Source organism: Microbulbifer jejuensis (assembly GCF_047289955.1).
Classification (GTDB): Bacteria; Pseudomonadota; Gammaproteobacteria; order Pseudomonadales; family Cellvibrionaceae; genus Microbulbifer.
Map to the genome: position 1 here is coordinate 62,427 of NZ_JBLBUB010000010.1, position 13,815 is coordinate 76,241.

The window sequence follows — 13,815 nt, forward strand, 5'->3', positions numbered from 1 at the left end:
GACAGCCTCGAAAGGGTATGACGATAGTACTTGCCATAAATCAGAGAGACAACAGAATCTCCATGCCCCAGTCTTGCTGTTCTAACAACTGCTTATCACATCCATAAGGGACAGTAAGAGAAACCGGGATTCCGTTTCTTTCAAACCATTCCCCCTCCATGGTTAAATAACGCTCATTGGAGACCCCGAATTTAATGCCACAAGGTAATTGTTTTTCAAGAATGTCGGATAATATGCCCTGGGAAGGTTCACCAATCAGTGTTGCCTGTGGCAATTGCCGCAACATCATTGCCAATAGCTCACCCGCACTTAAAGTGGATGCACTGGTTAATACGCTAATGCGTTCAGGTAGCAAGAGATTATTTTCAGCCGGTTTCAGCGAGTATATTTCAATCTCATTTCCTACCTGCTTTTTGTAAAGCGAGGCTTCAGATGCTATAAAATGTGTCATTAATAGCTGGCTAATCTGGTCAAACCCTCCAGTATTATGGCGAAGATCAATGGCAATATGGGAGCAGTCTGACAGGGCCTTATACACTTCTGGGAACACTTTGACTATCGCGTTCAAGTCAGCTGTTAGCTGGGTATCTTCATCAATAAAATCAGATTGAGTAAAATCTTCCATTTCATCAATAATCAATACGCCGATTTCTGGTGAGATTCTAAAGCAGTGAATCTTCCCATTTGCCAGTTGTAATAATGGGTAGTCGATATGAGCATACTGTTTTTTGATGGTAGTCAATCTGTCCACTTGATCAAATACAAAAGTCCACTGCTCATCTGCCTCTTGAATGCCCTGATCGATAGCCAAGATTCTATATCGATCCCAAATGGTTTCAGCATTTACATATTCAATATCTTCTTCCCCCTCCAATTCCAGTACTACATGAGCATCCTGTAAAGGAGCAATTGTTTGGGAGAGCACCTGAAAAAAATCCTGCTCGGATACGACTTTTGATAATTTTGGATATACAGTTTCGCAGACGCTTTTCCAATCAATTTCACGCAGGGAAAAGGCGCAATAGTAATTGGTAAATGTCTCACAGAAAAAGTCGAATTCCAGATTTGAATTAAAGATATACCCGATATCACCACGTTTTAAAAGCCTCTTTCGGGTTTCGATAAATGTAGTGAAGCAACCTTTTTCGTACGGCTCATATCGATAAGTGATACTGTGCTCAGAATACACTCTTCTTAGATGCAAGCCGTCTGCAGAAACTAACCACCCGTTTTTTAAAAAGGAGGTCAAAGAGAAAGATTGGCACTGGATGATCAGGTAATAATTTTCTGTGTAGTCAATATGCTGTACGGTATGATTTTCAATCAGCATGGCCTTTCCATAGTGGTGACTAAGCCAAAATCCATTCAACTTCATGTTTATACCTTTAAATGTTGGTGTTCCAAACGCTTGCCTGCGGAGTGCCCTGGGACGGAGGGATTCTTTTCAGATTGTTGGTTTCTATTATGTCATGCGGGTAAAGGAAGGCAGCACGATTAAGCCGACTTGGTGGGCAGATGTGCTTGCAACAGCTGCAACATGCGCTCCGAGGGCAGAAACAGGCGGATACCGTCACAGTGCGCAAGCAGCTCTCTATAAAAGTAATCAAAGTGCGTACAGCCCAGGATCAGGATCTGTACACCGCTTTTTACCAGAGCTGCCACCAAGTCGTCGAGGGCGTGCTGTTTTATGATCACCTCCGGGGCGAGGTTGTCCTCGATATCCTCAACAATCTGCAGATTGCCAATGCCTATGACCTTGGCAGTTTTATTACGCTCGAGAATTTCCCTCTCGATATTGGCACAACTCTGGCAGTTGGCGGCCAGCAACCCGAAATTTCGGTAGCGCTCGGTCAGCTCTGTATACACCTCCAGGGGAGAGACCACTTCGATCGGGGCGGCGGCCTTTACCGCCGCCAGGTCCACGGCGCCAGAGAGGGAGTTGCAGTAGATCATAGCGGCCTGGGCCCCGGCCTGACACAGTTGCTCAATGGCGGCGATCAGCTGCTCGGTAAGGGTGCGGCGGTCGAGGGCCTGCAACTGGGTCTGTGCCTGAGGCGAGGATGATAGGGACAGGCCGATCCCGCGCAGCTGGCGTACTGTGAGGAAGTCCAACCCGAAGCGAGTGTCTGTGGGAGTCCCTGCGATCACACCAACCGTTGGCGAATTCTGTTCAATAGCGTTGTAGGTCAACACGGCAGTTTTCCTTTGTCAAAATATTGCGCGCGCGATGGGGTATTTGTTCAGGTGGCATACCCGGCCGGATAGATTCCCTAGGAGGTGCGGTGCAGCTGCGATGCCCGTAAATGGATGGCGTTGGTGCAGGGGCAGGCAACTAAGAAGCGCGTAGATGTCGGGCCCGCAGGAGATTATATCTATTTTTCATATGAAATCCAGCTTACACTATCGGGCTTCTGAGCTTTTTAAGATACATGTCCTAAAAAATTGTATTCCTTGATATAAAGGTTTAGCTTAGCCTTTTGGCAGCGTTTGGTCAGTGGGCTGCGGAGCTTCTATGATGCAGTGCTCTGCATAACAAAAATCGGGGTGCCTATGTCTCTGCGCTATGCCGTTCTCACGCTTTTGGACATTGAGCCCGGTAGTGGTTACGACCTGAAGTGCCGCTTCGAGCGCAGAGTGTCGCATTTCTGGAGTGCCAGTCACCAGCAGATGTACCGGGAGCTGCACAAGCTGCACCAGGAAGGCTTGCTGGACTGTGTTGAACAGTCTCAGGAGGGAAAGCCGGATAAAAAAGTCTACAGTCTTACCGGTAAGGGGCGCGCCGAGTTGCGTCATTGGGTCACCCAACCAACCGCACCGCAAAAAATTCGCGAACCTTTCCTGGTGCGGATGTTTGCCGGCCACCATCTGGATCGCGACGATTTACACAGTGCGCTGGACGCCCAGCTGCAGCTGCACAGGGAGGTGCTGAAAAATTACCGGGAGCAAAATGAAAGGGTGCTAAACAGTGATACTGCCCTGCAAAAGCGCTACTGGCTCGCCCACAAGACCCTGCTGTTGGGGATTGAGGCAGAAAAGACCTGGATCACCTGGCTGGAAAACCTGCGTCAAGAAGCAGAAACGAAATAATGTCAGCAGTTCTCTCATAGCAATTTAAACCCGGATTGCTTGTTATGCTCTGATGCTGGTTTGTCTGCCTAAAAGGTTCATCAGGTAATTGATGAAAAAAACCATGTTGATGCTGGAAAAGTGATTGGCAATGCAGTTTGATGTTTATTGGCATCCATGCCCTATACGATCCTGGCAGAGGCGTATTCTTCCCTCCTACCTTACTAGTTTGTCAAGACATTGGGCCAATCCCCTGTGCGTCCAGCCGGCCGGAAAGCATGGGGGCGATGCCGGTTTAGCCGGCAATTGACCCCGAAATGCAATCGGCTGGGTTCGCCCCGATATACCGGAATACCCATTGGGTAGTCGGGGTATTGCTGGATCAATATTGTGGTCATTTTGAGGGTATTGCCCCCCGATTGCCATCAACGGAGACCGGAATTGTGTAATGGGTATACGGTCGGCATGGGTGCCCCGGCAGCTGTGGGTCATTTTAGGCTGGGCGGTTGCAGGTAGGTTTTACCCTTTACCTTACAAAACCTGCCGGCACAGTTCCAGCCAGCGCTCAATGCCAGCGCTGCGATATTTCTGCCGGTGCAGGGCAAAATAGAACTCCCGGCCGAGGTCCCGCTGGGGCACGGGCAGTTCCACCAGGGAACCACGCTTAAACGCATCCGTCAAAGAAACCCTGGACAGGCAGCTGATGCCGAGGCCGGTTTCCACAGCCCGCTTGATGGCTTCTGTGTGTTGCAACTCCAACAGAATATGAAGATTGGGAAGTAACCCCGCCATTGCCCGTTCAAAAGTCTGACGGGTGCCGGAGCCGGGTTCCCGGGTGATCCAGGTGGCTGTGAGTAGATCCTTGTCCGTTAGGTGTTTGCGCTTGGCCAGGGAGTGGGAGGGCGCACAAAACACGACCAGTTCGTCGCTGCGCCAGGGGATCATTTCCAGGTCCGGGTGGTTGAGCTCCCCCTCGATCAGTCCCAGGTCCAGGTCAAAGCCGAGCACCCGCTCGGTGATCACCGAGGTGTTGGCGACTTCCAGTTCCACCCGGGTGCCCGGCTGCTCTTCCATATAGCGTGCCATTACACTGGCGGCCAAGTAGTTGCCGATGGTGAGAGTGGCGCCTATTTTCAGGCGCCCCAGATCGCGATGGCTGGCGAGGGTCTGCTCCAGTTCCCGAGCCCGCTCCAGCAGCTGCTCGGCCCTGGGCCAGAGTTGGCGGCCCAACTCGTTGAGGCGCAGGCGCTTGCCCGTGCGCTCAAACAGGCGCAGGGCAAACTGTTGCTCGAAGTCCTTGAGAGCGGTGGAGGCGGCAGACTGCGACATACTCAGGCTCGCCGCTGCGCGGCTCACATTCTCGTGGTGGGCGCAGGCGAGGAACACCTCCAGCTGGCGCAGCGTATAGCGCAAAGGGGCATCTCCGGTAAATCGCTAAATTAGATAAGGAATATCGAAATATCCCACTTTGCCAATAGATCTTCCAGGGCTAAAATTCAACTATCAAGATAATCGTGGAATAACTGGTTCTAAATTTATGTCCAAATTGAATATAGAGAAGGTGTTGGATGTCCATCACTGGAACGACACACTGTTTAGCTTCAAGACCACCCGGGATTCGGGTTTTCGCTTTGAAAATGGACATTTCACGATGATCGGTTTGCAGAAGGACAATGGTCGCCCGCTGCTGCGCGCCTATTCTATTGCCAGTGCCAACTACGAAGATGAGCTGGAATTCTTCAGCATCAAGGTGCCGGATGGCCCCCTGACTTCCAGGTTGCAGAAGATTGAGCCGGGCGATGAGATCTATGTGAGCCAAAAGCCCACCGGTACCCTGGTGGCGGATCATCTGCTACCGGGCAAGCGCCTGTGGCTGCTGGCCACGGGCACCGGCCTGGCCCCTTTCCTCAGCATTATCAAAGACCCGTCCGTATATGAGCGTTTTGACCAGGTGATCCTCACACACGGCGTACGCTATGTTTCCGAACTGGCTTATCAGGAGCAGATCGAGAATGAGCTGCCCGAACACGAATACTTTGGTGAGATGGTGCGCGAGCAGCTGCTCTACTATCCGACGGTGACCCGCGAGCCCTACCGCAATAACGGCCGCCTGACGGATCTGATGCTGTCCGGCAAGTTGTTCTCCGATCTGAACGTACCCAAGCCCAAGGTCGAGGAAGACCGCTTTATGCTGTGCGGCAGTCCGGCAATGCTGAAAGATCTCAGCAAAATCCTCAATGACCGGGGATTCAAGGAAACCCGCGCGGGTGTGCCCCACGAGTATGTAATCGAACGCGCTTTCGTGGAAAAATAAGTTGTGAACCCAACAATAGGAAAACCACCTTCAGAGTGGTTTTTATAGGTGAAATAGCCATTGTGGAAGCTATCCTGACCTTGTGAGACATCCCCCTTCCCTTTGGGTTGGGAAGAGAGATTGCCGGGAGTGTTAAGGTGAAGTGGTTTTCGCTGGCTGTGTTGCTGTTTTCCTTTCCCTGGCTTGGGGCCTGTACGCGGGTACCTGAAGGGGTTGAGCCGGTACAGAATTTCCAGCTGCAGCGCTATCTGGGCCACTGGTATGAGATCGCCCGCCTGGACCACGCTTTTGAGCGGGGCCTGACCCTGGTAACCGCTGACTACAGCCTCAACCCCGATGGCTCTGTCGCCGTGGTCAATATCGGTTATTCGAAAGGGCGAGATGCCTGGCAACTGGCGCGGGGGCGGGCTGAATTTGTCGGGCCCAGGGATGTCGGCCATCTGAAAGTCTCTTTCCTCGGGCCCTTTTATTCCTCTTACATCGTGATTGCCCTGACGGATGACTACAAATACGCGATGGTGTCCGGCTATGACAAGTCCTACCTGTGGATATTGTCCCGCACCCCGATCCTGCCTCAGGATGTGCTGGAGCAGTTTCTGCAGAAGGCCAGGGCTTTGGGCTACCCTGTTGAGCAACTGATCTTTCCCAGGCAGGAGGCCCAAGCGGGCAACAAACCCTCAGCGCAATAAGGCGCGCTCGCGCCACCAGCTTATGCACACCAGTAACAGCAGAATCAGGGCCGGCCACTGGCGTTCGATAGGCACCTTAGCTGAGTGGGTATTATCTATCGGCCCCAAGCGTGCGGTAGCCATCTGTTGGGCTTCTCCATCGCTTAGGGATTGCTGCCAGAGGGGCCAGTCCTCTTTGGCAAAGATATAAAAATCAAATACCAGGCCCCCGTCATTTTCGGTTTTTAGCTGGTGCCAGCCAGCATTTCTCGGCCAGAAAGTGTGGCATTGGCCCTGGGCGTTGGTGCCAGCAAGGCCGCCGCTTATGGGCTGGGATTTATTCCGAGAATCCAACAGCTGTGGGCTGGCGCCGGAAAATTGTGAGCTGCACAGGGTGATACGCTCCTGCGCACGGGGCAATGCACTGGAGAGCGTTATCGGCTGTTGTGTTCCCAGGTGTTTCAGCTGGTAATCGAAAATGGATTTCCACAAACTGGCGAACTCTGTGGCAAAGCCACTGGTGAGCCAGCGGTGGCTGTCGCTAAACAGGGTAAATCCCAGGTGCTGGGTTCCTCTCGAGCGTCCCCAGAAGAGTGGATTTCCCCGGTTGCCCATGAGGAAATCACTGGAGGCCGGTTGCGCCGCTTGAAAGCCGTGCGTGCGTAGGGAGAGGGTAGCAGTGCTGTTTGCTTCTTGGTAGCTAAACTCGGTGGAGTTGCGTATATCAGACTCCGTACTTCCTGTTTTTTGCAGGGGCATGGATTGGGTGGCACTGTATTGGACAAAGTCTTCAGTGGCATCGCCGCTCACCAACCACAACAGCGATTTGTTTGAGGCCAGTGAGTCAAGCTGCTGTTTCTGTTGCGAGCTAAGTTGTGGCCACAAGGCGCTATCGAGGACCAGTAGATCGAATGGGTTTGTCTCTGCCAGTAGATTTTTTGGCTCGGTAAGTTGCAGCCCGTTAAGGGTTTCCTTTCTTGTAATTTCAGGTGCTAACTGGGTCATTACCTGTGCCGCAACACCGGATTGGCGCAGCCAGCGGGACAGGGCGGCCGACTCGAAAGCGGGACGTGCGAGCCACAGTAATACCTTCGGCTGGCGCGGCTCTAGCACCATGATTGGCAGTGGTTCGAAACGGCTTTCGCCCGTAGCATTTTCAATCTGCACCCGATAGAGCTGGGGGCCAGTAAGTTTAGGGAGGGCACCGAGTTGTGCCTGCGCTTTCTCCCCGGCTTTCAGCTCAATGCTTTGTTCGATATCGCCGTAGGGATTTAACAGGTTAAGCCGCGAACGCTCTGCCAGTGGTTGATTGCTGTGAATCTGTAATTGCAGCGTTTCCCCCAGGGTGATTTGTCGCTGCCAGTGGAATCTCCAGCCAGCGTTGGAAATCTGGGCATTCGAAAGGTCCAGGCGCACCGGGGCCAGATCCCGCAGGGCGTCGCGGCCAGGGGGCAACCCGTGCAGCGAGATATTTTCCACCCCGGTGAGATTGACCGGTAACGCACCAGCCAGATCCTCACGGTTGAGATCAGCATGGCGCCCGGCTGTGACTATTGCGGGTGGTTGCCAGAGCATCCAGGCACTGAGCCAGATGGCCAGTTGCAGAGCATAGTCGAGTGGTCTGTGGCGACGACGTCGCAACAGAAGCATTGAGACGATGCAGGCCAGCAGGCACAGGCCGGGTATCACAAACTCAATCACTGTTGGCTCTCCCCTTGTCGGTGCTGCCAACGGCTGAAATGGCTATTTTCCTCAGCCTGCACAGGCAGTGAAGGGGCGGCCTCGGGGGCGGGTAGCAGCTGATAGAGCAGCCGGTTGAGGGGTTGCCGGCAGTCGGTACAATTCGGTTGCTGCTGGTAAAGACGCAGTTGTTTGGAAAGTTCTAATCCGAGATCTGCCGCCTGGGTTGTGGCGAGTTCACTGACCTGTTTGTGGAGATCGGTGTCGAGGTCGGCACCCGTGCGTACCTGTTCCATCAGCGCCAGCACCTGCGCCCTTTGCGCCTGATCAAATTCACTGCTGACGGTTTTCGGAACCACTGCTTCCCGTTCTCCACTGAGGCGGCGGCTTTCGTCCAGCGGCGGCGCCTCGAAGCCGACTCTCTGTAAATAAATACGCGAAGCCTGCTGCACTTCCTTGATATAGCCCAGGGCCCGGTGTTGATGGGGCAGGGAGGCCTGGGGCTCGATTACCGAGAGATCGCGCCAGGAGCTCCACATGGCATTCAGCGCATTGCGCAGCAGCTCCTTGGTCTGTGGATCAAACAGGGTGGCATGCTCCGAGCTGTCGTGCAGGTGGCCGGCGGAAGCGGCTATACGTTTTGCCTGTTCGAAGTGGGAGTCATCTTGTAAAAATGGTGCGGCGGCTTCACGGTTGTGCGATTCGTATTCGCTCTGTTCCGAATGATGGTGAGCATCGCCGTGTCCGGCTTCCTCTTCACCGCTGTGCTGTTCGTCTCCACGCTCGGTGTGTTCCGCTTCCGAGTCCTCCTCACCGAGGAAGCGGCCGTAACGCATACGCAGCAGGTTTTGCTCATAGGCCAAGCCCTCGGAGCGCGTGCGGAACGCCTTCTGTTGCAGCTGCTCCCGCTCGGCCAGCAGAGCTTCGGTATCAATAATCAGTTGGCGCTGGCTGCGGAAATACTCCGGCAATACCTTGATCGCCATACCGGCACTGTCGCTGAGACCAAAGATCTCTTCCTGCGGCCAACGCAGGATAAAGTGCTGGCTCTTGGCTACATTGGCACTGGGCTCACGGTTATCCCTGGCTTCCAGGTACCAGTAGAGCTCGTCGCCGGCCTCCATGGAAAACTGATCGATGGGCAGGGTGAACTCGTAGTGAACTTCTTTGCCGTTTGTTGTGGGGTTTGTTGTTGAGGGGGTTGACTGCAAGCTGGTGAGCGCAATACGCTCCTCGCGAAAGCGCAAATTTTCCCCGGTGCCGCTGGCAAGTGTTATCAGCAGGTCTGCCGAGTGTACCTGGTAATCGTCATTCAACATGACTTTTACGGGGATACCTTTGGTACTGCCATAAAGCGTGTCTACACGCAGGCTCGGTGCTTCGAAGGCAAACTCCGGGGCGCTATCTTTTTGTACCTGGATATTGTGAATTTCCGGCAACAGCTTGCGAGTGCTCGAGATCTGCACAGAGAGCTGGTAAAAATCCGCCTTATCCACAGTGCGCTGCAACTGCCATTGTTTGCTGGGCACTTCTCCTTCCGGGATAAAGGCAAAGTTCTCCGCTTCGGCCAGCATTTCCAGGCCATCTACTGCCGTATTGAATTCAATATGCCATTGCACCTGGGCCTGCTCCGGCGCATCGACTTGGAGGGTTTGGCGGGAGGGTGCGAGGCCGGTGTAGGCGGGTGGCTGTATGCGGGTTTCCGCGTGCACGATGGAGAGCTTTTCCGTTGTGGAAATAGCGGTCTTTTGTTCAGCGATGCCGGTTTTGTTTGTTGCAAAAATAGTGTCGCCAAGAATAAATAACAAAAGTCCCAGGCAGGCACCCAAGGCGTGTGCCAGGGGACTGCGCAAGCGGGGCGGACCTGGCGGTGTTTTATTAGGTACTTGCAGTAATTGCTGCAGTTCTTTATGGATACGATTGCGCTGCAGTTGCTGCACGGGGCTCAGGTCGGATTCCCGCTGCCAAAGTAACTGACTGCTGTCCTGCAGTGGGGGGTATTGCCGATCCAACTGACAGCATAAATATGCCCGAGTTGGGCGCCAGCTGCGATCCAACAGTAGCGCCGCCATAACAATGCCAAGCCAGGCGGGTAACAGCCACTGGGGCCAATCGAATAGGAAAACTCCCAGGCCGGCCAGCAGGCTGAGCCCGGTGCCGAGCCAGAGGTAAGGCCGCAAGGCTGCCAGTTGCCAGCGCCTGCGCACAACGTTCATGGTTTGCAGGCCCTTATCCATGGCGCGCCTCCCCGGCTCTCCTGCTTGGAGATCGGGACAGGGCAAGCAGTCGCTCAAGCGTCAGCAGCATCAATAGGGCGGCTATCAGCCAGGGTTGCAGTTGTTCTTCGCGGTGGTTTTCCACCGCACTGTCTACCACAGGAATGCCTATAGGGTTCATGCCCGACCACTGGCCGCGGTTGCGGTGTTGCAGTGGCCAGTCCTGCGCCGACCACTGCGGCCATAAATAGTCGGGCAGCTCCGCACGTTGATAAAATTCTGCGCTGTGCCAGTCGATTCCATAGCGAAGCCAGCTTCCCCGTCCCATGGGAGCTGCCTGAACGGGATAGCTTTGATCTACAGTGACAAAGTCCAGGTGGTCAGGGGGCTGAATACTTTTGTCGGTGATCAACAGGCCACCGTTGGCAACAAAATCCATCACCGTCTGGGGCAGGGGCGCGGGGCCTGCGTAAACCAGCCAATCTGTTTCTTGGGCACTGGGTGCCGCTTTCTGTTCCAGAGTTTGTACCAATAACTCCGGCATGGCGCCACGCCAGTCTTCCAATACCGGTGCCCACCAATTGGGCACCTTGCCCATCACTGCGACCCTCGGTAATACCGGGCCCCTTATTGTGGAGGGCTTATCGAGGCTGTGCCACTGCCAGTGGGGACTGGTGCGAAGTGCCCGATGGGATGCTGGGAATGCGTTGTTTATCAGCAGGATATAAGCCCGACGCAAATCGGCACGGCGGGACAATAGTGTTAAGGTTTTCCACAGGTCGATATTTTGCGGTGGAGGTGAGGTTACAGCAGTTGTTTCTGGGGATAACCACAGTACTTTGTGATCGGCCTCGGCAAGTTGCGGCAGAGAACGGTGGATAAAGGCATTCGCGTCGATTGCCTCAATCCTGGGATCTACCAGTACCACCGCCTCTTGGGGATAAATATTCCTTTTGATCAATGGCTGGCCCAGTAAAAGTGCCAGCAGGGTGACAATCAACAGGCGCAATAACAGCAACCATTTGTTATCCACAACCGGTCGGCGTGCGCGACTCTGTGCATATCTTTGTACCCACTGCAGCGCGGCAAAGGGGATCTGCTGTGGATTACTGCGTCGCAGTAGATGGATGGCAATGGGAATGGCCAGGGTGGCAAACAGCCACAGCCACTGTGGGGACTGGAAAAAGGCATTTATCCACAGCATCTCAGCACAACCTGCCGTGGCGTTGGATAAACTGGCGCAGGGACTTTTCCACAGGCTGCTCGATCAGATCGCTCTGCAATATACACTCCTGGGCGGCAAAGCGTGCTTTGAGCGCACTCTGCGCACGAGCAAAAGCGTCCAGGTAAGACTGGCGTTGCCGCTCGGCGTCAACTTCCAAGGCTGCTGGGGTATTGGGGTTCGCTTCCGGGTTGAGCAACTTCAGTTCCCCGCCAAAGGGAAAAGTCTGCTCCGCCTCGATCAACAATTGCAGCGGCAGGCAGGGGCGACCGGCGGCGTGCAGGTGTGCGGCGAAATTGCTGATCTCATTCTCCTGTTCAAAAAAATCACTCAGTAATATCACTTGGCAGGGGCGCTCGAAGTACTGCCACAGGGGGGCCAGTTGGGATTGATCCGGCCAATGGTTACAGGCATTGAGCTGCTGCAACTGAAGTGCGATCTGGCGCTGGTGACTTTCGCCCTGGCCTTCGGGCACATGGACAGTCTGTTGGCTGTTGATGGCCAACAGGGAAAAACTGTCACCCTGTGCGTTGAGCAGCCAGCACAAGCTGGCAATCCAGCATTTGGCATAATGCAGTTTATTCAGGCTGGACTCGACAAAACTCGCCTGGCCCAGGGAGGCGCTGGTATCGAGCACAAAGCACACATGCATGCGGCTCTCCTGCTCGGTCTCGCGCACATAGTAGCGATCGCTGCGGGCAAACAATTTCCAGTCGATATGGCGGATCGAATCCCCCGCTTGATAGCCGCGGTACTGGTGAAACGCCAGGCCGGTGCCGCGACGCTGGCTGTGCTGAACGCCGAGCATCACGCCTTCGGCGATATGCCGTGACAGCCACACCAGATCGCGACAACTGGCCAGGGTTTTGGGGGACAGCAATGACACGGTGATCAGTCCCGGCCGGGTTCCGGCACCGCAGCCAATAGTTCGTCGATCAGCTGTGGCATCTGGATGCCATCGGCCTGGGCCTGGAAACTGAGCAGTATTCGATGGCGCAGCACCGGCAGCAGCAGGCAGCGGATATCCTCGCGGGTAACGGCGAGGCGCCGCTGCAACAGGGCGCGGGCCTTGGCGGCGAGAATCAACGCCTGGCCAGCGCGGGGGCCTGCGCCCCACTTGATCCACTGGTCCAGGGTAGTGCTGCCACGGGTGTCGGCGCGGGTAGCGCGCACCAGCGCCGACACGTAGTGGTACAGGTCGTCGCTCACATGAATTTCCCGCACCAGTTTCTGCATTTCGCGCAGTTGCTCGGCGTCCAGACTGGGGCTTGGCTTGATTCTGGCGGTACCGGTGGTGGAGCGCAGGATTTCCACCTCATCCCGCGCATCCGGATAGTCGATAAGGATATTCAGCAGGAAGCGGTCCAGTTGTGCCTCCGGCAGGGGGTAGGTGCCGGCCTGTTCGATGGGGTTTTGCGTGGCCAGCACGAAATAGGGGTCGGGCAATGCCAACGTTTTGCCACCCACGGTGACCGAGCCCTCCTGCATGGATTCCAGCAGGGCCGCCTGGGTTTTGGGCGGGGTGCGGTTAATTTCATCCGCGAGCAGAATATGGGTAAATACCGGGCCGCGCTGGAATTTAAAAAAGCGCTTGCCGGTGCTGTGGTCCTCTTCGAGGATCTCACTGCCGAGAATATCTCCGGGCATCAAATCCGGGGTGAACTGTACCCGTTTGAAATCCAACGCGCTGGCATCGGCGAGGGTTTTTACCAACAGGGTTTTACCCAGCCCCGGCACCCCCTCAAGCAGGGCATGGCCACCGGCCAGCAGGCAGATCAGCATCTGTTCCACCACCGGCTTCTGACCGACAATCACCCGCGCAATTTCTTGCTGCAGGTTGTCCAGGCTGTGCAGTTGTTCTTCGATGGTATTTTCCAGAGTGGTCAGCATAGTCAGCTCGTGAGTGCGTAAATAACAATGTTTACCGCGAATTTTGTATTGTCGATGGCGAGCCAGCGTTTGTTGCGGTAGTCGTAGTCCCATTCACAGCCAAAATCCTTATTGCTGTAGAGTACCGCGATGCGCCCGTTGACGACGATGGCTTTCAGGTAATCGTGTACCAGGTCGTCGCCCCAGCCATTTAACTCGAAACTGGTTACCGGCAGTTCGTCGAACTGGAAAAAGCAGCGGTAGAGGTCGTGATCGTGCGGGAGTTTTTGCAGGCAGCCGTTGCCAAACAGCTCGGTCATTTGCGTTTCGAAGGATTTGGCAAAGAGGCCGTCGATATCGTGGTTGCAGTCGTCCACAAATACAAAGCCGCCGCGATTAACGTAATCGCGAAAATTCCTCACCTCCTCCGGGGTGAACTGCACCAGTTTGTGTCCGGCCAGGTAGCAGAAAGGAGCCAGCAGCATTTTCTTGTCGGCCAATGGCACTATGTGCTCTTTGGGGTCGACTTTCAGGTTGGTGTACTCCACCAGCGAGTTAAGCAGGTTGGAGGGCATGCGCTGATCCACATCCCAGTCACCGGATTCGTACATCAGGCGGGTGAAATAAAAATCGTAGTGTTCCCGTGCGCTACCCGCTTCTGTATTTTGCGCACGTCCACCCAGTGGCAGCGCTGCGGCGCAACTGCCCAGGATCAGGTGCTGAAGAAAAGCCTTGCGGGTGAGGGACACGGGATAACTCTATTACGGCATTGGTTGAATT

At 54.7% G+C, this 13,815-nt stretch carries 12 protein-coding genes; 3 read left to right on the forward strand and 9 right to left on the reverse strand.

Going from position 1 to position 13,815, the window contains the following annotated elements:
• Positions 1-40 precede the first annotated feature (40 nt).
• On the reverse strand, positions 41-1,330 hold the full coding sequence (locus ACL7TT_RS08295) for a S41 family peptidase (protein ID WP_413394612.1): 1,290 nt from the start codon (positions 1,328-1,330) through the stop codon (positions 41-43).
• Between the two features lie 164 nt (positions 1,331-1,494).
• Positions 1,495-2,193: an aspartate/glutamate racemase family protein gene (locus tag ACL7TT_RS08300; RefSeq protein ID WP_413394614.1), complete on the reverse strand. Its 699-nt coding sequence runs from the start codon at positions 2,191-2,193 to the stop codon at positions 1,495-1,497.
• A 357-nt stretch (positions 2,194-2,550) separates the two neighbouring features.
• Between ACL7TT_RS08300 and ACL7TT_RS08305 the strand changes: the two genes are divergently transcribed.
• Positions 2,551-3,087 (forward strand): PadR family transcriptional regulator, encoded by a 537-nt coding sequence (locus ACL7TT_RS08305; RefSeq protein WP_413394615.1) that lies wholly within the window; start codon positions 2,551-2,553, stop codon positions 3,085-3,087.
• Positions 3,088-3,597: 510 nt separating this feature from the next.
• On the opposite strand, the gene ACL7TT_RS08310 is transcribed toward ACL7TT_RS08305, so the two are convergent.
• A complete protein-coding gene (locus ACL7TT_RS08310) occupies positions 3,598-4,479 on the reverse strand; it encodes a LysR family transcriptional regulator (RefSeq protein ID WP_413394617.1) in 882 nt (293 codons plus the stop codon).
• A 124-nt stretch (positions 4,480-4,603) separates the two neighbouring features.
• Between ACL7TT_RS08310 and ACL7TT_RS08315 the strand changes: the two genes are divergently transcribed.
• On the forward strand, positions 4,604-5,380 hold the full coding sequence (locus ACL7TT_RS08315) for a ferredoxin--NADP reductase (RefSeq protein WP_413394619.1): 777 nt from the start codon (positions 4,604-4,606) through the stop codon (positions 5,378-5,380).
• A 137-nt stretch (positions 5,381-5,517) separates the two neighbouring features.
• The gene (locus tag ACL7TT_RS08320; RefSeq protein ID WP_413394621.1) at positions 5,518-6,069 is read left to right on the forward strand and encodes a lipocalin family protein; all 552 of its coding nucleotides are present in this window, start codon (positions 5,518-5,520) and stop codon (positions 6,067-6,069) included.
• Here ACL7TT_RS08320 and ACL7TT_RS08325 read toward each other — a convergent pair.
• The 6 genes from ACL7TT_RS08325 to ACL7TT_RS08350 are packed head-to-tail and all read right to left on the reverse strand — an operon-like array spanning position 6,058 to position 13,784.
• On the reverse strand, positions 6,058-7,749 hold the full coding sequence (locus ACL7TT_RS08325; protein WP_413394623.1) for a hypothetical protein: 1,692 nt from the start codon (positions 7,747-7,749) through the stop codon (positions 6,058-6,060). The two genes, ACL7TT_RS08320 and ACL7TT_RS08325, sit on opposite strands and share 12 nt — an antisense overlap.
• Positions 7,746-9,965: a hypothetical protein gene (locus tag ACL7TT_RS08330; RefSeq protein WP_413394625.1), complete on the reverse strand. Its 2,220-nt coding sequence runs from the start codon at positions 9,963-9,965 to the stop codon at positions 7,746-7,748. The genes ACL7TT_RS08325 and ACL7TT_RS08330 overlap by 4 nt, the downstream gene beginning before the upstream one ends.
• Positions 9,958-11,148 (reverse strand): BatA domain-containing protein, encoded by a 1,191-nt coding sequence (locus ACL7TT_RS08335; RefSeq protein WP_413394626.1) that lies wholly within the window; start codon positions 11,146-11,148, stop codon positions 9,958-9,960. Before ACL7TT_RS08335 ends, ACL7TT_RS08330 begins: the two co-directional genes overlap by 8 nt.
• A 1-nt stretch (position 11,149) precedes the next feature.
• Positions 11,150-12,052 (reverse strand): DUF58 domain-containing protein, encoded by a 903-nt coding sequence (locus ACL7TT_RS08340; RefSeq protein WP_299941083.1) that lies wholly within the window; start codon positions 12,050-12,052, stop codon positions 11,150-11,152.
• A 5-nt stretch (positions 12,053-12,057) separates the two neighbouring features.
• The gene (locus tag ACL7TT_RS08345; RefSeq protein ID WP_413394628.1) at positions 12,058-13,056 is read right to left on the reverse strand and encodes an AAA family ATPase; all 999 of its coding nucleotides are present in this window, start codon (positions 13,054-13,056) and stop codon (positions 12,058-12,060) included.
• A 2-nt stretch (positions 13,057-13,058) separates the two neighbouring features.
• Entirely contained in the window at positions 13,059-13,784 is a 726-nt protein-coding gene (locus tag ACL7TT_RS08350; RefSeq protein ID WP_299941087.1) for a DUF4159 domain-containing protein, read from the reverse strand.
• Positions 13,785-13,815 lie beyond the last annotated feature (31 nt).

Excerpts from the sequence above, each read along its gene's own strand:
- ACL7TT_RS08315 (WP_413394619.1), top strand. The coding sequence starts at position 4,604 with ATGTCCAAATTGAATATAGAGAAGGTGTTGGATGTCCATCACTGGAAC.
- ACL7TT_RS08330 (WP_413394625.1), bottom strand. The coding sequence starts at position 9,965 with ATGGATAAGGGCCTGCAAACCATGAACGTTGTGCGCAGGCGCTGGCAA.
- ACL7TT_RS08305 (WP_413394615.1), top strand. The coding sequence starts at position 2,551 with ATGTCTCTGCGCTATGCCGTTCTCACGCTTTTGGACATTGAGCCCGGT.
- ACL7TT_RS08335 (WP_413394626.1), bottom strand. The coding sequence starts at position 11,148 with ATGCTGTGGATAAATGCCTTTTTCCAGTCCCCACAGTGGCTGTGGCTG.
- ACL7TT_RS08295 (WP_413394612.1), bottom strand. The coding sequence starts at position 1,330 with ATGCTGATTGAAAATCATACCGTACAGCATATTGACTACACAGAAAAT.
- ACL7TT_RS08345 (WP_413394628.1), bottom strand. The coding sequence starts at position 13,056 with ATGCTGACCACTCTGGAAAATACCATCGAAGAACAACTGCACAGCCTG.